Origin of the sequence: Ensifer sp. 1H6 (assembly GCF_001976035.1) — a bacterium.
Lineage (GTDB): Bacteria > Pseudomonadota > Alphaproteobacteria > Rhizobiales > Rhizobiaceae > Ensifer > Ensifer canadensis.
On the sequence record NZ_MOAI01000019.1, the window covers coordinates 64,986 to 85,495 of the forward strand.

The following is a 20,510-nucleotide window of genomic DNA, read 5'->3' on the forward strand; positions in this document are numbered from 1 at the left end:
GCATTGCAAAAAGACATGACAAACCCCATCTTTTGCTCATCAGAGAGAAAACGAAAGCGAGCAAAGAGATGGCTACCACAACTTACCGCAACGGTTTCATCGGCCGCGCATTCGCAGTTCTCGGCGCCGCTAGCGCCGCTGCCGCTGCTGTCGAAGGCCACCGCCGCCCGAAGGCGAGCGACCTGCGCACGCTCGGCATCGATCCGGCCAACTTCCCGGACGCACGCCGCAGCTAACAGAGATTTCCAGCGCCCGTCGCGACGGGGCGCCTTATCCTCCCAAGGATGAAACGGCTCGACATCGAGAGATGGCGGGCCGTTGTTTTTTGGCCACTCGGTCGCGGCACATTTGCAGGAGAAGTGCCCGGCGGTTTTCCGGCAAGAAATGCCTGCGAAAAGAGAAGAGCGTTTCCGTGACTGCGCATAAGGCTGTAGCGATCTAACGCCCCGTCGCCATGCGCATCAAGTCACGCATGCGCTGCCGCAGGATGCGGCCCCATGGCACCTCCGCATCGATTGCCCGGTATCCCGCCTGCGTCAGCGAAAAGCGGACGCTACCGTCGATCTCGCGTCTGGTGATGTATTGCATGTTCAAGGCGCGAAAGACGGCGGCATGAAGCTCCTGCGGCCAATCGATATCGTCGGCTGGCACCCGATGGGCGCCCGCCCGGTAAACCTCTTCCAAGACCCGCTTCAGATCGCCTGAAATCATCAACCGGTTATCCAGGGATGATGGCCGTTTGGCAATGCCAGCCCGGCACTTCCATGCAAAAGGCCCCGGTGCGCCTGCACCGGGGCCTTTTTAAGAGCGCCTATGGTCGAAGGCGTTTATGCCTCGACGCGAGCGTGGCCGTGGTTGGTTTCACCACCCAACTCAGCCTCACGCTCCCGCTTGTTGTAGCGGATGGAGGACCACAGCGAGATACCGATCAGGGCAGCGCCGCCGAGGCCGGTGATCACTTCAGGGATGTGCACCAGCGTCTGGAAGTACATGACCACCGAGAGGATCAGGATGGCGTAGAACGCGCCATGTTCCAGGTAGCGGTATTCGCTGAGCGTACCCTTCTCCACCAGCATGATCGTCATCGAGCGCACATACATCGCGCCGATGCCAAGGCCGATGGCGATGACGAAGAGGTTCTGCGTCAACGCGAAGGCGCCGATAACGCCGTCGAACGAGAAGCTCGCATCAAGCACTTCGAGGTAAAGGAAGGCACCGAAGCCACCCTTTGCCGCTGCACTCATCGTCTGCTGCGACGCGTCGAGCAGACCGCCGACGACCTCGACGACGAGGAAGGTCAAGAGGCCGTAGATGCCCGAATAGACGAAAGTATGCGCGTCTGCCGGATCGAGCAGGGTCGAGAAACCAAGGATCAGCGCCAGCACGAAGGCAATTTCGATGCCCTTGATCGTGGCGAAACGCGCCATCTTGCTTTCGACCCAGGAGATCCAATGCACATCCTTCTCATGATCGAAGAAGTAGGTGAGGCCCACCATCATCAGGAAGGTGCCGCCGAAGGCTGCGATCGGCAGATGCGCATCATTCATGATGCGGGCATATTCTTCGGGCTTGCTTGCCGCCAAAACGATCGCATCGATCGGACCGATGCCCGCCGCGATGACGACGATGAGCAGCGGAAAGACGATACGCATGCCGAAGACGGCGATGATGATACCCCAGGTCAGGAAGCGGTGCTGCCATTCCGGGGTCATGTCCTTCAGCTTGTTGGCATTGACGATCGCGTTGTCGAAGGACAGCGAGATTTCGAGAACGGCCAACACGGTGCAGATGAAGAAGACCGCGGCCATACCGCCGATCGTGCCGGTCGACTGCCAGCCGAGCCAGGCGCCAAGCACCAGGCCGATCGCGGTGACGATGAATGCCCACTTGAAATAGCCAATGGTGGTCGTGTGCGTTTGAGGCTGCGTCATTGACGGACCTCCTTCGCGCGCACGACACCCGGTTCTGAGAAGAAATGGGGTTTGGAAACGAAAACACGCACGGCCGAAAGGGCACATGCGTTAGGCATGAGATCAGTTTTCATGGTAGCTAATCCGCCGGCTAATTTGCTGGCGGTACCGACATCACGAGAGCGCCGTAAAAACTCTCGCCAGAGGGGCCCGGCACCAGTGTTCATCCCGCGGTCCGATGTCTGGACGGCAGGATCACCCCTTAAGTAGCAGCGCCGCGCGTTACGTCAAGAGGCAACGCCATCTCTCACAGAGTGAACTGGTGTTCCAAGATTGAAATCATCCCAAGCAGATTGACGGACGGCCCGGCCGGAATCATTCGTAAAACTTATCGTCCCATTCGAAGAGCGCGATGGATCGGCGTGCCGGAATGTGTCAAAGGCACGCGAACACGTTTGAAAGCCGCTCCCATGACTATAATAGCCGCCTCCGCAACTGCGCCGAATGCCGCTCGGACCGGTGTCATCATCATGCTTCTCGGCATGTTGATGTTCTCGCTCAACGACGTCATGGGCAAATGGCTGGTGGCGACCTATTCAGTCAGCCAGTTGATGGTCATTCGCAGCATTGCAGCCCTGCTCGTGCTTTCGCCGTTCATCCTGAAACGCGGGCTGCGTTCGATGTTGAAGGTCGAGCGGCCGTGGCTCCAGGCGCTGCGCTCGCTGCTTTTTGCCGTCGACGCATCGGCCTTCTATTTCGCCGTCGCCTATATGCCGCTCGCCGACACCATGACCTACTGGCTGGCAGCGCCAATCTATGTTGCCGCCGCCTCGCCGTTCCTGCTCGACGAGAAAGTCGGCTGGAGGCGGTGGACGGCGATCCTTGTCGGTTTTGCCGGCGTCGTGATCGCACTCGAACCGTCCAAGGACACCTTCAGCCTGCCGGCGCTGATCGCCCTTGTCGGCAGCGCCGCCTTCGCCTTTGCGCTGATGCTCGGCCGAACGCTGCGCTCGACCCCGGATACGACACTGGTCTTTTGGCAGGTGATCGGCGCGCTGGTCTTTTCGCTGGTCGGCGTTGCCGCCAACCCAGCCGGTTGGGCGCCCGTCGATGGCGAGGCGATCCTTCAGCTCGGCATGCTGGGCATCGTCGCGATGCTCGCGCACATTCTGGTCAACCGTGCGCTGAAACTCGCGGATGCGGCGACGGTGGTGCCACTGCAATACACGCTGCTCCTTTGGGCCGTCGTCTTCGGCTGGTGGTTCTTCGGCGACACGCCGCGTCCCACCGTCATCATCGGCGCCGGGCTGATTGTTGCTTCGGGCCTCTTCATCTTCTTCCGCGAACAACAACTGAAGAAGCGGGGCCGAACCATCTAGCCATTGGGCGATCGGAACTTCTGGACGAAGGGTTTCATCCTTCTTCGTCCTCTGCTACCTCGCACGCGTCTCAAAGCTGAAGGAGGCTCACTTGGCCAAGGCAATCCATTCGATGATCCGGGTGCTCGACGAGCAGAAATCCCTGGATTTCTACAGAGTGGCATTCGGGCTTTCCGTAGCCGAGCGGCTCGATTTCGAAACCTTCACGCTTGTTTATCTCAGCAATGAAGAGAGCGAGTTCGAGCTCGAGCTGACAATCAACAAGGACCGCACCGAGCCCTATGCGCTCGGCGACGGCTACGGCCACCTCGCTTTGTCGGTGAGCGATCTAGACAGCGAGCACAAGCGATTGACCGATGCTGGGCTTGGTCCGAACAAGATCGTCGAGTTCAATCGCGACGGCGCACTTCTGGCGCGGTTCTTCTTCATCACCGATCCGGACGGCTACAAGATCGAGGTCCTGCAGCGCCGCGGCCGGTACAAGTGATCGTCTGAGATCGATCATGATCAATCGAAACAATACCAATTATCGCGCCTATCTATTTCGCTTATAGGCGGACCGGACTTAGTGTTCTCCCGGAAGCATCAAGAATGATGCGCTAACAAGGGGAACACGGATGAAGAAACAGATTGCAGCAATGATGCTGGCTGTCATGGCGACGGCAACGGCGGCGACAGCCGCTGACAAGATCAAGATCGGCACCGAAGGCGCCTATCCGCCCTTCAACTTCGTCGATTCCGCCGGCAAAATCGGTGGCTTCGATGTCGATATCGGGTTGGCGCTTTGCGAGCGCATGAAGGCCGACTGCGAGGTTGTCGCGCAGGATTGGGACGGCATCATCCCCGGTCTGCTCGCCAAGAAATACGACCTCATCATCGCCTCGATGTTCATCACCGAAGAACGCAAGAAGCAAGTCGCCTTCACCAATCCCTACTATCTTGCGGCCATGACGCATGTGGCGCCGAAGGGCGCTGGCATCACCACCTTTACCAATGAAGCCCTCAAGGGCAAGGTGATCGGCGCCCAGTCGGGCACCACGCAGGCCGATTTTATCACCGCCACCTATCCGGACGCCGAGATCAAGCTCTATCCGACCCAGGATGAAGCCAATCTCGACATGGTCAACGGCCGTCTCGACCTGCAGGTCGGCGACATGCTGCCGCTTCTCGATTGGGTGACGAAGAACGATGACGGCAAGACTTGCTGCGAAATCATCGGCGAACCGATCACCGACAAGAAGTTCGTCGGCGAAGGCGTCGGCATTGCCGTGCGTCAGGACGACAACGACCTGCGCGAGAAGCTCAATAAGGCGCTCGACGAAATCCGGGCCGACGGCACCTACAAGAAGATCAACGACAAGTACTTCACTGTCGACGTCTATACGATGAAGTAGGCCAAACGTGCATTCACCGGCCGCCATAGTGGCGGTCGGGGATGCGTTGTCGCGCACAATGTGCGTGCTTGGCCACAGCAACGCGCAGTCCTGAAAAATTGCAGCGCCTAAGCTCCGGGACGCCAGATCAACAAGCGAAACTCGTCGTCGTCCTGTTCCGCGAACTCTACGAAGTCGCACCGTCGAAAACAAGCAAGGCTTGCGGCGTTGTCGATCTCAGTGTGGCGTGGATCTCGGCGAAGGCGCAGCCCGGCCCGCGCAAGTACGCGAGCAGGCTTCCTTTGCCGCAGCCATAGCCGCATAGTTCCGGCCGCGGCCACCGATAGCAGATATGCCTTTGGAAACTTAGGCTGACCAGACTTTCTGGTTACACCGCTATCGCTTTCGCCGAGGCGATACCGGAAAGGCCATCAGCCAAAACGCGGATCATCGCGGCCTGGTCGGGGAGATTGCAGCCGTTCAGGACCCGTTCCATGAGCGCCAGCCATTGGGAAAAATCTTCCTGGCCGAACCAATGAATGGAGAGGCAATCCCCAGGCATCAGGCCCTCCAGGCCGGCCTTCTCGAAATCGATGCACTGCACCGGTCCGGATATCAGCCACATGGCGCGACGAATGCTGACATGAGGCACGGTTTCTGCCTGCCGCATCATCATTTCGCGCAGATCTGCGTCGTTCAACAATGCCGACAGCAGCAGGAGCCATGCGATCTCGCAAGGATCCAGCCGACCCATGTTCGGACTGAGCCGGCCTTGTGCGTTCCCCCTGCGGGTAAAGAGCACGATCGCGTCCTCAAGCTGCCCCTGAAGCATCGCCAGTATGCCCAGCATGAATGGCGGCTCGGCAATATGACCAATCCATTGGCACGCGTCGGTGAGCGCGGCCTGCGCTTGCCCCAAATCGTCTCCGGTCAGAATCGCGTCGCGGGCATCACGTAGGATGGCAGACATCGGGTTGTCGTGAAGCGAAAAATCGGCGATCGCAGGCATATCCGGCTTGGCCGGCACGTTCCTGAACCGTCCGAACTGTCTCGTTTGCTGCGTCATCTCACCTGGCTTGCGCGCCATGCGGCACTCGTACCAGTCGAGCAGATACGTCCATTTCTCGCGGGTGAAATTGTCCTGTATCAGCCGGTAACCGCTTTTCTTGATGCGGTTGTACGCGTCAGGCTTCGAGGATACCGCAACGATCTTGGCATAGAGTTCCTCGCCGCTGCCCAGGATGCAGTTCTCAAGATCGACGAAGCCGTATCTCTTGACGACCTCGGAGTCGGGCGCAACGAGGATCGCGCCGGCGGCCGGTATCTCCAGGTGTTTTCGCACCACATAATCCAGCCGGGTCGTATCGGCGATCGAGAAGTAACTCTGCGATATCAGCCGGGCATATTTTTCGTCACGAACTTCAAAAGGTGCTGGCGTGCCGGACTGGTAGCCCGGATGCGTGTAGACCAGCGTTGGCAGGAAATGCTGTATCTCCTGCGTAATCTTCGCTCGCCACGGGTAAAAGGCGGGAAACAAATGGCCGCTGAAGATCGTGACCGGGATCGTCTTTTCGACAGCGTAGTCCCTGAATATCTTGCTGTCGATAAACAGCGGCAGGAGGTGGCAGGTAAAACGCTCCAGCTCCGGCGTGTGCTGCAAGTGTTCAATGCCGCAGAATATGGTCTCGACGCCATAGGTTTCCAGCATGCCGAAAAGAAGCGGTCTCATCGGATCATGGGGATCGCAATTGAGATACAAGACCCGCGGGATCTCTGGGAACGCATCGATATTGGCGATATTGAGCCGTTGAGGGCGGACCCAATGGACGGCATCAAATACGATCAAATCGGGCTTCAGCTTTTGGCAAGCCTGTTCGAAGTCGAAATCCTGATCGATCGTGTCGACATGGCAATGCAGCGCAAGCGCATCCACCCACTCGCTGGATATCCTGCGCAGCAATGGGCCGGCGTCCGGATTGAGAGTCGGCCTGACACACAGGACCCGCCTACGGGGCGCTTTACTGGTCATTCTCGTCACCTCGCTCGAAGAAGCCCCTTACTGCATCGATGACTCGGTCCTGCTGGTCCGGAGTGAGGCCGGCGAACATCGGCAGCGATAGTGCCGTGCCGGCATAGTCATCGGCGACGGGGAAATTGCCTTGGGCCGATGCCATGTCGGCAAAACATGGCTGTCGATGAAGCGGGATTGGATAGTGCAGTCCAGTCTGCACGCTGTGTCCTTCGAGATAGCTTTTGAGCCCATCGCGATGCGATGTGCGAACGACATAGAGGTGGAACACGTGATCGCCGTGGACGACCTCCGGCAGCTTCAAGGGAAGCCCTGAAAGGCCTTCCGCATAGCGCAAGGCGATCTGCCGCCGCTGGTTCGTCCAATCGTCGAGATGTGCGAGCTTGTGGCCGAGCACCAGCGCCTGAATACCATCCATACGATAGTTGTAACCGATCATCTGGTGGACGTAGCGCTGTGCCTGACCGTGATCGCGCAATGCCCGCATCGCGTCGGCGCTGCGATCGTCATTCGTGACGACAAGACCACCCTCGCCGGCTGCGCCAAGGTTTTTTCCAGGATAGAAGCTGAAGCAGCCAAAGTCTCCGAGAGAGCCCAGCGGCTGCCCATCGTAGCGGGCGCCGATCGCCTGCGCGACATCCTCGATCACCAGCAGCTTGTGCCGCCGGGCGAACTCCAGGACCGCCGCCATGTCCGCGGGCTGCCCGTAGAGATGAACCGGTATGATCGCCTTCACCTTTTCGTCCAGCTTGCTTTCGGCGTCGCGAACATCGATCGTTCCAGCGCCTGCCTCCACATCGCAGAACACCGGAATGGCGCCGGCATAGATCAGACCCCAGACCGTCCCGATAAAGGTGTGGGTCGGAACCAGGACCTTGTCGCCCCGAACAATTCCCGCAGCGATCACCGCGACATGCAACGCGGCGCTGCCACTGCTGACAGCCACGGCATGGCGCACGCCGAGGTATTCGGCAATCCGCTGCTCGAAGTCCTTGGCCCAAGGGCCAAGGCAAAAGGCGCTTGCTTCGAACAGGCGCTCCATATCCGGCAATACGCTGCTGCGTATCTGGTTCCACTGTATCGACAGGTCCACGAAGGGCACTGTGGAATGGGCGTTCATCTAAGTCTCTTTCCCTTGCATTCGAACTCCTTGCCCACACGCACGACGATTGGGAAAGTGAACGTTGCTGATAAATGTTTCGGCTAAAGGTACAGGGTCAAACGGATCTCATTCCGCCGCGACGACGCTGCCTTGCTGAGCGGCCAACCCGTTGCGAACACGCAGCAGGCTGAAGTCCAGTTTCGCCTGCGCCTGCTCAAGGGTGCGCACGACCCGTAGCCCCAGGCGACCATCCGTCTTGCATCGCTCCTGCCCCAGCATGACCCGGCGGAAATGCTCGAGCACATCCACCAGCGGTTCCGAGCCCGCAAGGCGTGGAGAATGGACCGAGCCGATGCGGTAGCTCGGCAGGATCATGTGGCGCTCCTGCTCCGATTGGAAGGTGATGCCCGAATCATAGACCTTGAGCGGCTCTTCACGATTGAGATCGTCCCAGACTGCCATTTGGGCGCTGCCTCCGACGGCGATGCGCCGCACCTTGACCGGAGACATCCAGCTCAGGTTGAGATGCGCAACCATTGATCCGGGGTAATGGAATGTCAGGTAGGCGATATCAGGAGAGGTGGGATTGACGTGGCAGTACCCGCTTGCCTCGATCTCGACCGGCTCGTGCTGGAAGAGGTAATCGATGATCGAGAGATCGTGCGGGGCCAGATCCCACAGGACGTTCACGTCGGGCTGAAACAGGCCGAGATTGACGCGTTGCGAATCGAAATAGGAGATGCGCCCAAGCGCCTCGGAGTGCACGAGCTCGGCGAGCTTCATGACGGCCGGATGAAAGAGGAACGTGTGATCCACCATCAGCGTCAGGCCGCGAGCAGCAGCCCGGAAAACGAGATCGGCGGCTTCGTCGCTTGAGCTGCACATCGGCTTCTCGACCATGACATGCTTGCCGGCATCCAGGGCAGCGCGCGCGAGATCGTAGTGCGACGCGACCGGCGTCGCGATCACAACAGCATCAATGTCACTGTCGGCCATCACCGGTGCCGCGTCGGGGTAGACTTTGACGTTCGGGTGAGATGCCGCCAGTCTTTCCTGCAGGCCGGGCGCAGGATCAACGACAGCGGCCAGTTGAAGGCCGGGATTGTTGGAAATCACCCGGAACAGGTTTCGGCCCCAATACCCCATTCCAAACAATGCGACCTTGATCATATCCCCATCCATCAAGAAAACTACTCGGCCCAAACTGGACAACAAAGCTTGTCCCGGCCTGAACGCGGCTAATTTCCCAATAGATGATCGCTGACCGAATACTCAGCGACGGAAAGCCTGGCAAAAGATTGCCCAAATACAACACGAGTGCGGTCGACCTCGAAAAGCAATCGTCGTTGCTGCACCAAGACAATGAATTGACTAGCAATATTCCGGATTGGAAACATTTCGGAGAATGTGACGGGGTTGGCGAGCCGGCTGAGAATCGCCGTTCGCTTCTCGTCGGATTTCACCACCCACCGACCGATGCCGCGAACCAAGCGCCGAGGTCAGCGGAAACTCTATAGCGGCGAAACTACGCATGGTTCATCACATCACGTCCTACGACGCCAGCGCCAAACAAGCGTGGGATGATTTCGTGCCCACGACGCAGGCCGGCACGATCATGCACAGCCGCCGGTTTCTCGAATACCATGGCAAGCGCTTCGAAGACGAAAGCCTGTGCGTCTGGAGCGACCCCGGCGTTCGGCTGAAGGCGGCCATTGCGCTGGCGCGCGCACCGAACACCACGGACGTCGTGGCCTCTCATCCGGGAAGCACTTTCGGCGGCATGATTGCCAACGTGATCGACCCCTCGGAGCGAGCCAGCATCCTTTCGGCGGTCGCCGGGACGCTGCTTGAGCGGGGATATCGCAAGCTCGTCTACAAGACTGTGCCCGCGATCTTCGGACAACAATTCGATGAAAGTGATCTAAGGCTGCTGCTGAGAACAGGAACGGTGCGCCGTGCCGATCTCTGGAGTTTCATCCGGATCGACAGAGCCTATGCCTTTTCAGCCAAGAGGCGCGCCTCCATCAAAGCCGCCGAACGCAAAGGCGTGCAGCTACGGCAAGCCCAACAAGAGGCAGATTGGGTGGCCTTCCACACGCTGCTGTGCAGCAACCTGCAGGAGCGGCATTCGACTGTGCCGGTGCACAACCTCGCCGAGATGCTAGATCTGCGCCGTCGCCTCGAAGGCGAAAACCAGCTATGGCTCGCATACGGGTCGGACGGCGAGATTCTTGCCGGGACATGGTGCTTTGCCTACAACGCCGAAACGCTCCACACCCAATACATCGCCTCCAATCCTCGCGGGCGAGAACTTGGCGCCGTGGATTACCTGCTGGCCGGCGTAATCGACGCGACAGCGGCCAGCAGCTTCAAGGTGATGTCGTTCGGCATCAACACCCTATCCGATGGATACGCGATCAACACCAATCTGCTGAAGCAGAAACTGCGTTTCGGCTCTGGCGTCGCGGTGCACTGGCATTTCGACGTCGATCTGGAGCAACTGGCGAATGGGGATGCGGGTTTTGCATAAGGACAATGTAGCTCAGGATCTGGAAGGTTTGACATGACGGAACTCGTTGTCATCGGAGCCGGCGTCGCAGGGCTCGTATGCGCGGCGCTTGCAAGGGCGCAAGGCGCTTCGGTAACCGTGGTCGAGGCCGGCGCTTTGGCAGGAGGCCTGTGGAAGTCGACCGCCGTCGACCTCGGCGGGCAGTCGTATAGGCTTGATGCCGGTCTGCGGCTCCCGGTTCTTTCGGGAACGAAGTCGATCGACGATGCGATCTTTCACCGCCCCGACTTCCAGTTTTCCTGGGTCTACTATGACGGCTGGCCACGCGAGAGCGCCATCACTGCGGACAGCTTCAATTCGGAAAGCTCCTGTCTCGACACAACCGTCCTGGGGACGCAGCTAAACGTTGCGCTCGACGAAATGCGCGCAACGAGACCGGTCGAAAATGCCGACAATGCCGAGGACTACAGCCTGAACTGGTTCGGGCCGACGTTGACGAACGGCCTCGTTCGCGACGCCGTGCTCGGGCTCTTTGAGACGGAACTGTCTGAGCTGGCGCCGAATGCCGTCACGTGGTTCCTGCCGCGCCGCATGATCGCCGGGGACCATCAGGCAACTTCGAGACTGCTGGACGACGAGGCTCTCGCCGGGCGCATCGCGCATGCACGCTACAGCGACTTGCCCAAAAACGCTGCGCGGCAGTTCCTGCGGCCGCAGAGTGGCGGCATTTCGACCTGGATCAATGCCCTGCAGCAGAGCCTCGCCGCAGACGGCGTGACGTTCCTCTTCAACGACGCAGTGCAGGAGATTCATCGTGCGCCAGTCACGCAGCGTCTGGAGCGCATAGTGCTGCGGTCTGGCGAGGTCATCCGCCCGGCAGGCGTGATCAGCACGATCGCGCCCGCGCTCGTCGCTCGCGCCATGGCCGTGTCCCCCGGCGCCCTGCCGCGGTTCCGCCATTTGCAGATCTCCCACGCACTCGTGGACCGGCCTGTTACCCATCAGGCCGAGTATGCGCTGAACTTCAACCGTCACCCGGCCTTCTTCCGCGCCATCTTCCACGACAACATCGGTGATATCCCGGCCGGCGGCCACATCATCACCTTCGAGCATCTCGTTGACGAACTCTTGCCGGCGGACCTTGCAGGTGCAGCGCTGAATGAATGCAGGCGATGCGGCATCATTGATGCCGGGGCCACCGTTCTCGGCAGTCACAGCGATCTCTATCGCAACATCATTCCTGTTCCCACCTCGGACTACGGCAGAGCAACCGCGCAGTTGAAGCAGGATACGCTCGACCGCGTTCCCAATCTGCGCTTTGTCGGGCGCTCGGCGGGCACGCCATTCCTCGATGGAATCATCCAGGAGGCCTCATTGGCAATCAAAACAACGATCGGAGCCGAAAGTTATGCCTGACGCCATTGCCACAGCGTCCAAATTGATTGGCGCCGAGGAGTATGCCCAGAAGTATCTCATCGACATGGCGTTCGAGCGGCATCTCATAACCGCCCGTCAGGACAACTGCCTGGAGTTCCTCGGGCAACTCGCCCCAACGTCTGTCGTAGAGGTGGGCTGCGGTCCCGATCTGCTGATAAACCGCTTCGATCTCGCCGGTTCGTCCATCCGAAGCTGGTTAGTGATAGAACCCTCGTTCTATGCCGACCTGATCGAGGAAAAACGGGCGTCCATCGACAAGCTTGAGCTTGAACGCGGTTATCTCGAAGAGAGGGTCGAAGCGGCAAGGACAAGAATGCCGGAAGGATTTGACGCCGTTCTGCTATCGGGCCTGCTGCACGAGACAACCAATCCTCAGACCATGCTGTCGGCCGCCAACGCGCTTCTGAGGCGCGGCGGCTCGCTTCTGGTCAGCGTGCCGAATGCCATGTCTTTTCATCGCCTGCTCGGCGTCGAAATGGGCCTGATGCAATCGCCAACACAACTCTCCGAACGAAACATCGAACTCGGGCAACCTAATGTCTTCCATCGGGAGACGCTGGAGAAAATGGTAATTGATGCAGGCTTCGGCGAACTCGCGTTCTCCGGATACATGTTCAAGCCGTTCTCCAACGGCCAGATGCGCGAGGTGCTCGACATCGTCGGCAACAACACGGTCGAAGGACTGATCCGGCTAGGCAAACGTTTCCCGGAGAACGCTGCAGAGATCGCGATCTTCGCCCGCAAGCTTTAGCAATACGTTGGCAGTAAGCAGACAACGTGCGGTCACCGCACGAGGTCGCCGATGCCAACCGATTTGGCGGGCAGATACTGATAGATCCGACGACCACGGGACCGGTGTAGATCGTCTCCAACCTGGCATAGGCTTGGAGAACCTTTCGACCTGGATTGCCCTTGTCGAGCGCGTACTGGCTGCCAATGGCAGGGCAGATCGCATTCGCTACGGTGCTGTTCTTGACGGCCGGTCCAAGATCATGCTCGGGACAAGCTGAAGTGAGGCGAAGGGCGGCCATTGATATCAACGGACTCATCGCGATCACGACCTCGATCGAGGCTGGCCTCCGCTTGTCTTTCGATCCTTGACGAACACTTTGCGTTCGACAAGGATCGACGCGCTGGGCGAAGGCGCGCAGGTTCGGGCTGAAGACGAGATAGGCTCGACAAGCATACCGCGGCTAATCCACTGCTGGTCGCTGCGTCGGAACCGACGCCCAGCATCGTTGAACCGCTGTCTCTCGCCGCCACAAGGCGCGCGATCTCGAAAACGCGTCCGGACGATCAGGGCTTCGCGATCATTCGGTCCAAGGGCGTTGTCCCTCTCAAAATCGCTCCGACTTCCATTGAACGGGGAATTCGCGTCCGAAGGCAGTTGTTCGCTCTTGCAGAAACTCAAGGCCATTTGTCCAAGGCAACCGAGGACGGGTGCTCGTTGTCGAGAATGAATCAATTGCGTTCGGCCTGGAGGAACAGTCCGAAAAAGCCTTGCATCAGCCGACAACCGCAGAATTGAAGCGGTGGGATGAAAAACCGTTGCCATAGGTACGTTCGAGAAGCCTCCGGCCCCAACTATCCGGCGCGGCGGCAGACGCCCGCCAATGCACCGCGCATGTTTCCGGGCTGACCAGATGTGTGAAACGGCCCAGCTTCAAGCGGAAAGGTTGGCTGCACGGCAAAGGCGCGGGGACTGTCGATCCAGGCTGGATCATAGGCAAAAGTCGAGAACTGCCGCGGCCCGGCCTGCGTGAAACGCAGCTGACCAACGGGTGTCAGGCTCTCGCCGAGAACGACATGGGCGTTGGCGTCGGGCTTCAGAATGACGCGCCGTCCGGATCGACGGCATCAGGATCATCCAGTGCCGTTTTACCCTTGGCCTTCTGCCTGCGCAGTGTGGTCGCAATAGACCGTCCGCGACGCGGCTGGCGTTCGGCGGTCAACGCTAGACCCAGATCATCCTTGCGGATGTCGATCAGGTCGGCCAGCCGGTCGACAAGACCAAGCACAACCAGGATATCGGCGAGCGTGCCGATTCCGACACCGGGATCCCCCTTCTCGAGGCGCGAGACGGTGCTCGGTGACGTGCCCGCACGCACCGCCAGATCGGCCACGGCGATGCCGCGCCACAAACGAGCGCCGCGCACGTCGTGTCCAAGTCTTTCTAGGGCGGACTTTGATTTCGACGATCCCATAGCAATGATCCAGATACGATGATAAAATAGCCGTATCACGTCATATATGACTAATTGTGGAATTCAACAAGGGTGCCATAGAGCAGTGGCTCGATTTGGCGGCCGACTAGGCGACGTGCCTGAGCGCTTCCTTCCCGGTCGATGCGTCCCTGCCTGGGACCAGTCAGGGCTAAATAAGACCCGACGCCGGTCCGGCTCCAATAAGCAGCATCGCCACGGATAATCTGCACGGTGCGCAATGTGATCTTTTGCAGGACACGCTTGCCCACGAACGATCCGGTGAACGCCCAAACCGTGCCCACTGCAACCGGCGCAAGCAGTTGCTACGACTGAATAAGCTGCTCGGATAGGACGCCCGTGGCGACGAACGCCTCCTTCGTCAGGCCGGTGTTCAGCAGAAAGGCGGAACCTAGTGCCCCATGATTGCCGGAGAGACCGCTACTCCGACAGCACGCCTCCAAGTGGCAGCCAGTGCAACAGGAAAGCCAGTATCTGGAAACGCGGTCACAGTTGCTGAATGGCGAATACGACGATCAGCACTCCCATGACGGCCTTGACGACAGTGATTTTCTCCATCCGCCGAGCGTGTAGCTCGCGAGAGCCGGCATCTTGTCGAACCAGGTGAGCGGGCTTGCTCCGACAAGGACAGTGACGGCCGCCGGAATACCGAACCGCGCCATATAGCGCCACGACCGGCACTCGCGTCAACGGCGCGGCCTTACAGCTGAATCCATCCCGCACGCGGCTTCCAAAGCCAATTTCCTTCACGGGCCCAAGTGAGGGGCAGCAGAAAGCGTCCGAGGTCCCCCACAACCGTGGCCAAGCCTGGCGGCGCGACCGCCATACGTTCGCGACCGAGAAACGCCCGCCACTGCCGATCCCATACTTCGGCATAGGCATCGCTGAGACCCATCGGCCTCTCCTTCGGAAAGTCCGTCCCCCTTCGAGCGAAAGTCTGGCGCACGGCCTTCGCGAGGGTGGACCACTCAAACTCGAACGTCTCGGCGATCAGCCAAAGATCGTAGAAATCCTTTAGGCGGCTATTCGCCATGCCTAGCGTCACCAGCGCCTCGAACTTCTCTGCGACCACGGTTGTGACCGGATAGGCTCGCAGGTGCGGCGCCGGAGCATCGAGCAATGATGGATATTCTATTTCGACCGGTCCGGGTGTGATGGCATCCCCGAAGCCGATGTCCACCTGAATCGGGATGCGGGCGCCGCGATGGTGGCTGTGGTGCGGACTCGAATTCCGCCATATTCGACTTCTTCACGGATCGGCGCGGCTTCGAGCGCATCGACATCGAAAACGACGCCATCATCGTCGACTGGCTGCGTGCAAATGGCATGGAAGGTTTCGGCGATGGCCTTCGGGCTGTTCGCACCATAACCCAGCAGGTCGAGGTCACGCGTCGGCCGAAACGGGTCGGCGACCCATGTAACGAACAGCATCGCGCCCTATAGGATGAAGCGGTCGCGATGCGCGGATAGGCTCAGCCGGTACAGGAGCCTTTCGAGCGCGTAGCGCGTCAGCAGGATCAGAAAGTCCGTGCGCTCCGCGCGGGACCGATCCAGAAGCCGGGCGCGCACTGATGCCCCGACGTTTTTCTTCGGTTCAAGCGCCATCAGCCACCGTCGCTTCGACATAGGGTCGCATGGTCGACCAGATTCTGGCCCTCTTCGCATATGTCCAGAGTTCGTCGCTTGTGGTTTTGCGCCGCCGGAGCCCCTCGCGCAGCCCCTCCATCGCAACATCGAGGCCGACTTTCGTCCTATAACGGAAGCAATCGACGATCGAACGCGCCGGATTTGTGATCGGCACGTCGACCCCCTCGATGCGATGCCGTTCGACACCCTCGGCGAGAGCGGTGCCGGTGAAGCGTACGAAACGGATAGGCGGATAGTCGATCTTGGGGCGCCAAGCCGTTCGATCGATGGCCATCCAGACCGCCGACGGCATTTGCAGCGTCAGCTGATGAAACTGCAGCGCCGAGATCAGGCAGACGATCCCTCTCGGCACAAGCGCCGATGCCTCGGCTAGGGCATGTCGTGCGTCGGCCGTAGCGTCGGGAAGCTGGTAGAGGCCGCGCGCCGGACGAACGACTTCTTCATCTCGTATCAGGCGCGCGAGCGTCTCTGAGCCAATGCCGTGCGCGGCGAAATCCTTCAGCCGCAGCATATGCCGGGCTTTCAGGAGTTCCAGTGCGCGAGCCCCTTGGGTGCCAGCCGTGTCCACTTCCGTGATGTTTCCTCTGCTAAAAATCATACCAGCAGAGGTTTTAACACATTCGCCTCTGAAAAACACCCATGCTCACCTGCTCCTTGACTTCTACCCCAAACTAGAACGAATATAGAACATTACGTGCCCGTCCCTGGAGGTCAAGAACGAACGTGCGGTCAGAGCCCGCCACTACGTCAGCCATCAAGCCCTAGCGGCATGTCCCCTTCCCAGAACGTGGGTAAACGGCTCCAGTGGAAAACCTTCCGCTTTCGCCCGTTCGACGACTGCGTAGGTCACCCGGTTCAAGGTGGCGCGCGACATCGGAGCATCCGCGTGATGCCGCGACGGCAGCAGATATCTTGAATTCCCTTACACAGGTCTTCAGGGCGATCATAATGTCGTACCTGGCGCGACAGGCGTTATTCGCCTTGGAGCGCTTGATCCGCTCTGGGGATCGTCCAGACCGCATTCTCGAAGTCGACCTCGTCCCATACGCGTTCTGCAGCTCGCTCTTGCGAACCACCGTGAGGAGATAGAGCCGCATTCCCAAACGGATAGTGGGAAGCGTGGCGATGTGGTCGAGTTGCTTCAGCATCACTCGAATTTCGGAGGATGAGAGCGCGCGGTTTTTCGGCACGAAAGTGGTGATCGACGCTGGTCCCACTTCGGCTGCCGGGTTCGCGACCTTCTCTCCGTTCAGGATGGCAAATCCGTAGATCTACTTCACAGTATGTCTCGCACGTGGATGGCCGTCGCCGGAGCGCCGCGTTCAGCGATTTTCCCGCAATGGGCTCGTAGATCGTCGGGCGTGATCTCCGTCAGGAGACGATTGCGCCATGCCGGCAGAAGTTCTCGCTCGAAGATGGAGCGCGTGCTGTCAGCCAGAGCGCCGGTGAGCCCATATTACTGACACGCTCTTATCCGGAAATAGAAAATAGCAGACTGCCACCAATATATGCTGGGCATTAGCAAACGGGCGCGTCGATCATCTGTTATTCCCCAATGACCGTGCACTCCGTATCCGTGAAAGCCCGCACCGCTCGATCGGGCACTGACCGGCGACGCACCTTGTCGCCGTCAAACCTCCAGGTTGGCTGACACGGCAACACGCGCTAAACGTTGGATGTCGAGACTTGGCGTTGTTTCGACCGCGATGACAAGTCACGAGGTATATATGTTCGATCTCAACGGCAAATCAGCTCTCGTCACCGGCGGTGGCCGTGGACTTGGCTTTGAGATGGCAAAGGCACTTGCCAAGGCGGGCGCGTCGGTGGCGATCAATGGCCGCAATCGCTCGGCATTGGAGGCGGCACGCGATCGGGCCGCGAGTGAAGGCATCACGCTTGAGACCGCGCCCGGCGACGTGGCGGCAGATGTAGACGAGATACTGGCCGCGGCGACAGGCAGTACCGGAAGGCTGGATATTCTGATCCACGCCGTCGGTGAGCGCGACCGCCGTGGTACGCACGAGATGGATGCTGCCGGCTTTGCGGCCCTCATCAACACCGATCTCACTGCTGCTTACGGGATGGCGAAGGCAGCGCTGCCTTATCTTCGACAATCGGACGCCGGACGGCTGATCTTCGTTACCTCAATTGCGGCCTTTGCAGCCCGCGCCGGCGACCCCGCCTATACCGCGGCAAAGGGCGGACTTGGCGCATTGACGCGATCGCTTGCCGTGGAACTCGGCTCTGACAGCCTGACCGTTAACGCCATCGCGCCCGGCTGGTTTGCAACGGAAACCAATGCCGCGCTGGCCGCCGATCCCGTTTTGCAGCAATTCGTCGATGTCCGCATCCCATTGAAGCGCTGGGGCCGGCCGGAAGAAATCGCACCTGCCGCCGTGTTCCTCGCGTCACCAGCCTCGAGCTTCGTCAACGGTATCACCTTGACGGTCGATGGCGGCATGACGGTTCAAATGTAAGCCGCGGCACTCGAAGCAACTGTCAGCGCGCAGAAACCGCTTTTGAAAGTCCGTCGGCAAGAAGGCTCGCAAGCGTGGTCGCGGGCTTTTCGGCGCCGGCTTTGAGACGCAGGCTGAACTCGGCATCGGGCAAGGCCGGCAGCGCCAACCTTTCGGGCGCAATCGCCACACCCTCGCCGACGAAGCGTTCGGTTCGCGCCGTCAGCGCGATGCTAGCGCGAACCGCGGCACGAAGCCCGGAGAGGCTCGGGCTTGTCGCTGCTATCCGATAGGGCCGGCCACTTCCCTCAAGCGCATCGACGGCGGCTGAGCGGAAACCGCAGGGCGGATCGAGCACGGCAAGCGGCAATTGCTCGTCGTCAGGCAGGACGTCCGGCGACACTGATAGCCAGACCATCGGTTCGCGCAACACTGCGACTTCGTCGCTCGCCGCGCTTTGCCGCATGACGATCATCACGTCCACAGCGCCCTGATCATATTGGGCCACGAGCTCTTTCGAACGGCCGACCCGCAGATCCAGCTGTACCCGCGGATGCGCGCGCGCAAACTGTTGCAGCAGCGTCGGCAACGTGCTGTCGGCAAAATCCTGTGTGCAGCCGAGCGACACGCGCCCGTCGGTACGTGCCCCCTTGAGGCTGAGCCACGCGTCACGGTGAGCGTCGAGGATCTTGCGGGCGTGGACCACGACATCTTCACCGGCTGGCGTCAGCACCCGGCCGCGCCCGGATGGTGCCAGCAACGCCTCGCCGATCAGAGCCTCCAGCCGCTGCATCTGAGCGGTGACCGCCGAAGGGGTTCGACCGACGACCGTTGCGGCATGCGCCAGCGAGCCGCTTTCGGCAAAGGCCAAGAATGTACGCAACAGGTCAGGATCAAGCGTCTGCATAACTTCACAATAATCGAACTATTAGTCAAAAACAATTCGATTTAATTACACCAATGGAAATGCGAGATTGGCTTCAACACCAACCGACACTTGAAAGAGCCAATCATGCCTATCATCAATGTCACCGTCACCGGCAAGGCCGACCCTGCCCTGTCCCAGCGCATCGCCACCCTCGTCAGCGAGTTGACGGCCACGCATTTGCGCAAGGATCCGACGATAACGGCCATCGTCGTCAACTATGCCGATCCGCTTCACTGGTTCGCCGGCGGCCGCTCGCTTGCAGAACAGGGCACCAACAGCTTCTGGCTTGATATCAAGGTTGTGGACGGCACCAACACCAAGCAGGAGATGGCAAGCTACCTTCAAGCGGTCTTCGCCGGTTTTCAGCAGTTGCTCGGCAACGTGCATCCGGAAAGCTATATCCTCGTGCACGAAGTCTCGGCTGCCGCCTATGGTTTCGAAGGCAAGACGCAGGAGTTTCGCTACATCAGCAACCAGCTCAAAGCGGCAGTTTAGCCGCCACGTCTGGGATGGCCAAAAGTATACGGCGTCGGCTCGCATCGACGCCGTATGCCTGTTTCGCCCGGTCAGCCGGGCTTTGCTTCCTCATTGCCGCGCAGCAGATGAATGAGCGCGGAAAAGTCTTCGCCACCATGGCCGAGTTTCTCGAACATGGAATAAAGCTGCGCTGCCTGGGCGCCCATCGGCGTCGAGGCGCCGCTTGTGCTGGCGGCCTGCTGCGACAGCTTCAGATCCTTCAGCATCAGGCTTGCTGCAAAACCGGGCTTATAGTCGTTGTTGGCAGGTGATGTCGGCACCGGCCCTGGTACCGGGCAATAGGTCGTCAGAGACCAGCATTGACCGGACGACGTCGACGCAACATCGAACAATGCCTGATGCGACAGACCGAGGCGCTCGGCGAGCACAAAGGCCTCGCAGACGCCGGCCATGGAAATGCCAAGGATCATGTTATTGCAGATCTTTGCCGCCTGGCCCGCACCGACGTCACCGCAATGAACGATCTTCTTGCCCATGGCGTCGAGCAGCGGCTTGCCGCGGGAAAAGGCATCATCCGTACCGCCGACCATGAAGGTGAGCGAGCCGGCGGCGGCCCCGCCGGTGCCACCCGAAACGGGCGCGTCCAGCGACAGGCATCCGGCCTTGTCGGCAAGCGCATGCGCCTTGCGGGCGCTGTCGACGTCGATGGTCGAACTATCGATCAGCAAAGTGCCGGGGTCGACGAAGCCGAGCAGTTCATCCCAGACATAGAGCACATGCGCGCCAGCCGGCAGCATGGTGATGACGCATTCCGCCTCGCGCACCGCATGCGTGATCGAACCTGCAACCGAAACACCCGTCTTTGCCGCAGCGTTGCGCGATGCCTCCGACAGATCGAAGCCGGTCACCGCGTGGCCGGCCTTCACCAGATTGGCGGCCATTGGGCCGCCCATGTTGCCAAGCCCGATAAAGGCGATCTTCGTCATCTTCACTCCTCCTGAATTGCAATTCGACCGACGCCAACCGGAGCGACTGGCTCCC

19 protein-coding genes and 2 pseudogenes are annotated in these 20,510 nt (G+C 59.9%); 9 read left to right on the top strand and 12 right to left on the bottom strand.

What is annotated here, in order from left to right:
* The first annotated feature begins 68 nt into the window (after positions 1-68).
* Positions 69-236 carry a hypothetical protein gene (locus BKP54_RS35280; RefSeq protein WP_107028344.1) on the top strand — a complete coding sequence of 56 codons (168 nt, stop codon included), beginning with the start codon at positions 69-71 and terminating at the stop codon, positions 234-236.
* Positions 237-438: 202 nt separating this feature from the next.
* Here the strand turns inward: BKP54_RS35280 and BKP54_RS21675 are convergent, their stop codons facing one another.
* Together BKP54_RS21675 and BKP54_RS21680 are read right to left on the bottom strand one after the other, a co-directional pair.
* A complete protein-coding gene (locus BKP54_RS21675) occupies positions 439-711 on the bottom strand; it encodes a hypothetical protein (RefSeq protein ID WP_057223157.1) in 273 nt (90 codons plus the stop codon).
* 116 nt (positions 712-827) lie between these two features.
* On the bottom strand, positions 828-1,931 hold the full coding sequence (locus BKP54_RS21680; protein WP_084814892.1) for a DUF475 domain-containing protein: 1,104 nt from the start codon (positions 1,929-1,931) through the stop codon (positions 828-830).
* 449 nt (positions 1,932-2,380) lie between these two features.
* Between BKP54_RS21680 and BKP54_RS21685 the strand changes: the two genes are divergently transcribed.
* From BKP54_RS21685 to BKP54_RS21695, 3 genes are all read left to right on the top strand, one after another.
* A complete protein-coding gene (locus BKP54_RS21685; RefSeq protein ID WP_084814893.1) occupies positions 2,381-3,289 on the top strand; it encodes a DMT family transporter in 909 nt (302 codons plus the stop codon).
* Positions 3,290-3,380: 91 nt separating this feature from the next.
* On the top strand, positions 3,381-3,776 hold the full coding sequence (locus BKP54_RS21690) for a VOC family protein (protein ID WP_084814894.1): 396 nt from the start codon (positions 3,381-3,383) through the stop codon (positions 3,774-3,776).
* Between the two features lie 130 nt (positions 3,777-3,906).
* Positions 3,907-4,683, top strand: coding sequence for an ABC transporter substrate-binding protein (locus tag BKP54_RS21695; RefSeq protein WP_084814895.1), 777 nt, complete (start codon positions 3,907-3,909; stop codon positions 4,681-4,683).
* Positions 4,684-5,050: 367 nt separating this feature from the next.
* On the opposite strand, the gene BKP54_RS21705 is transcribed toward BKP54_RS21695, so the two are convergent.
* From BKP54_RS21705 to BKP54_RS21715, 3 genes are all read right to left on the bottom strand, one after another.
* Positions 5,051-6,691 (bottom strand): glycosyltransferase, encoded by a 1,641-nt coding sequence (locus tag BKP54_RS21705; protein WP_084814897.1) that lies wholly within the window; start codon positions 6,689-6,691, stop codon positions 5,051-5,053.
* Entirely contained in the window at positions 6,681-7,811 is a 1,131-nt protein-coding gene (locus BKP54_RS21710) for a DegT/DnrJ/EryC1/StrS family aminotransferase (protein WP_084814898.1), read from the bottom strand. Before BKP54_RS21710 ends, BKP54_RS21705 begins: the two co-directional genes overlap by 11 nt.
* A 108-nt stretch (positions 7,812-7,919) precedes the next feature.
* Positions 7,920-8,963: a Gfo/Idh/MocA family oxidoreductase gene (locus BKP54_RS21715; protein WP_084814899.1), complete on the bottom strand. Its 1,044-nt coding sequence runs from the start codon at positions 8,961-8,963 to the stop codon at positions 7,920-7,922.
* A 361-nt stretch (positions 8,964-9,324) separates the two neighbouring features.
* Between BKP54_RS21715 and BKP54_RS21720 the strand changes: the two genes are divergently transcribed.
* From BKP54_RS21720 to BKP54_RS21730, 3 genes are read left to right on the top strand one after another with little or no spacing between them, the layout of a single operon-like run.
* Positions 9,325-10,323: a GNAT family N-acetyltransferase gene (locus BKP54_RS21720; RefSeq protein ID WP_084814900.1), complete on the top strand. Its 999-nt coding sequence runs from the start codon at positions 9,325-9,327 to the stop codon at positions 10,321-10,323.
* Between the two features lie 33 nt (positions 10,324-10,356).
* Positions 10,357-11,718, top strand: coding sequence for an FAD-dependent oxidoreductase (locus BKP54_RS21725; RefSeq protein WP_084814901.1), 1,362 nt, complete (start codon positions 10,357-10,359; stop codon positions 11,716-11,718).
* Positions 11,711-12,490: a methyltransferase domain-containing protein gene (locus BKP54_RS21730; protein ID WP_158071717.1), complete on the top strand. Its 780-nt coding sequence runs from the start codon at positions 11,711-11,713 to the stop codon at positions 12,488-12,490. The genes BKP54_RS21725 and BKP54_RS21730 overlap by 8 nt, the downstream gene beginning before the upstream one ends.
* 833 nt (positions 12,491-13,323) lie before the next feature.
* Here BKP54_RS21730 and BKP54_RS21735 read toward each other — a convergent pair.
* The 5 genes and pseudogenes from BKP54_RS21735 to BKP54_RS36675 all read right to left on the bottom strand — a co-directional run.
* Positions 13,324-13,572, bottom strand: coding sequence for a HipA N-terminal domain-containing protein (locus BKP54_RS21735; RefSeq protein ID WP_348626756.1), 249 nt, complete (start codon positions 13,570-13,572; stop codon positions 13,324-13,326).
* Positions 13,566-13,943, bottom strand: coding sequence for a helix-turn-helix transcriptional regulator (locus BKP54_RS21740; RefSeq protein ID WP_084814903.1), 378 nt, complete (start codon positions 13,941-13,943; stop codon positions 13,566-13,568). Before BKP54_RS21740 ends, BKP54_RS21735 begins: the two co-directional genes overlap by 7 nt.
* 718 nt (positions 13,944-14,661) lie before the next feature.
* Positions 14,662-15,566, bottom strand: a pseudogene (locus tag BKP54_RS21745) (nucleotidyl transferase AbiEii/AbiGii toxin family protein).
* Entirely contained in the window at positions 15,556-16,119 is a 564-nt protein-coding gene (locus BKP54_RS21750; protein WP_084814904.1) for a type IV toxin-antitoxin system AbiEi family antitoxin domain-containing protein, read from the bottom strand. The pseudogene BKP54_RS21745 and the gene BKP54_RS21750 overlap by 11 nt, the downstream one beginning before the upstream one ends.
* Before the next feature lie 264 nt (positions 16,120-16,383).
* Positions 16,384-17,052, bottom strand: a pseudogene (locus BKP54_RS36675) (tyrosine-type recombinase/integrase); the annotation flags it as partial.
* A 283-nt stretch (positions 17,053-17,335) separates the two neighbouring features.
* On the opposite strand from BKP54_RS36675, the gene BKP54_RS21760 reads away from it, so the two are divergent.
* Entirely contained in the window at positions 17,336-18,085 is a 750-nt protein-coding gene (locus tag BKP54_RS21760; protein ID WP_084814905.1) for an SDR family oxidoreductase, read from the top strand.
* Positions 18,086-18,107: 22 nt separating this feature from the next.
* Here the strand turns inward: BKP54_RS21760 and BKP54_RS21765 are convergent, their stop codons facing one another.
* Positions 18,108-18,971, bottom strand: coding sequence for a LysR substrate-binding domain-containing protein (locus BKP54_RS21765; protein ID WP_084814906.1), 864 nt, complete (start codon positions 18,969-18,971; stop codon positions 18,108-18,110).
* A gap of 105 nt (positions 18,972-19,076) precedes the next feature.
* On the opposite strand from BKP54_RS21765, the gene BKP54_RS21770 reads away from it, so the two are divergent.
* Positions 19,077-19,487, top strand: a complete 411-nt coding sequence (locus BKP54_RS21770; protein ID WP_084814907.1) for a 4-oxalocrotonate tautomerase family protein — start codon at positions 19,077-19,079, stop codon at positions 19,485-19,487.
* Between the two features lie 71 nt (positions 19,488-19,558).
* Here BKP54_RS21770 and mmsB read toward each other — a convergent pair whose 3' ends face one another.
* The gene (gene mmsB, locus BKP54_RS21775; RefSeq protein WP_084814908.1) at positions 19,559-20,455 is read right to left on the bottom strand and encodes a 3-hydroxyisobutyrate dehydrogenase; all 897 of its coding nucleotides are present in this window, start codon (positions 20,453-20,455) and stop codon (positions 19,559-19,561) included.
* Positions 20,456-20,510 lie beyond the last annotated feature (55 nt).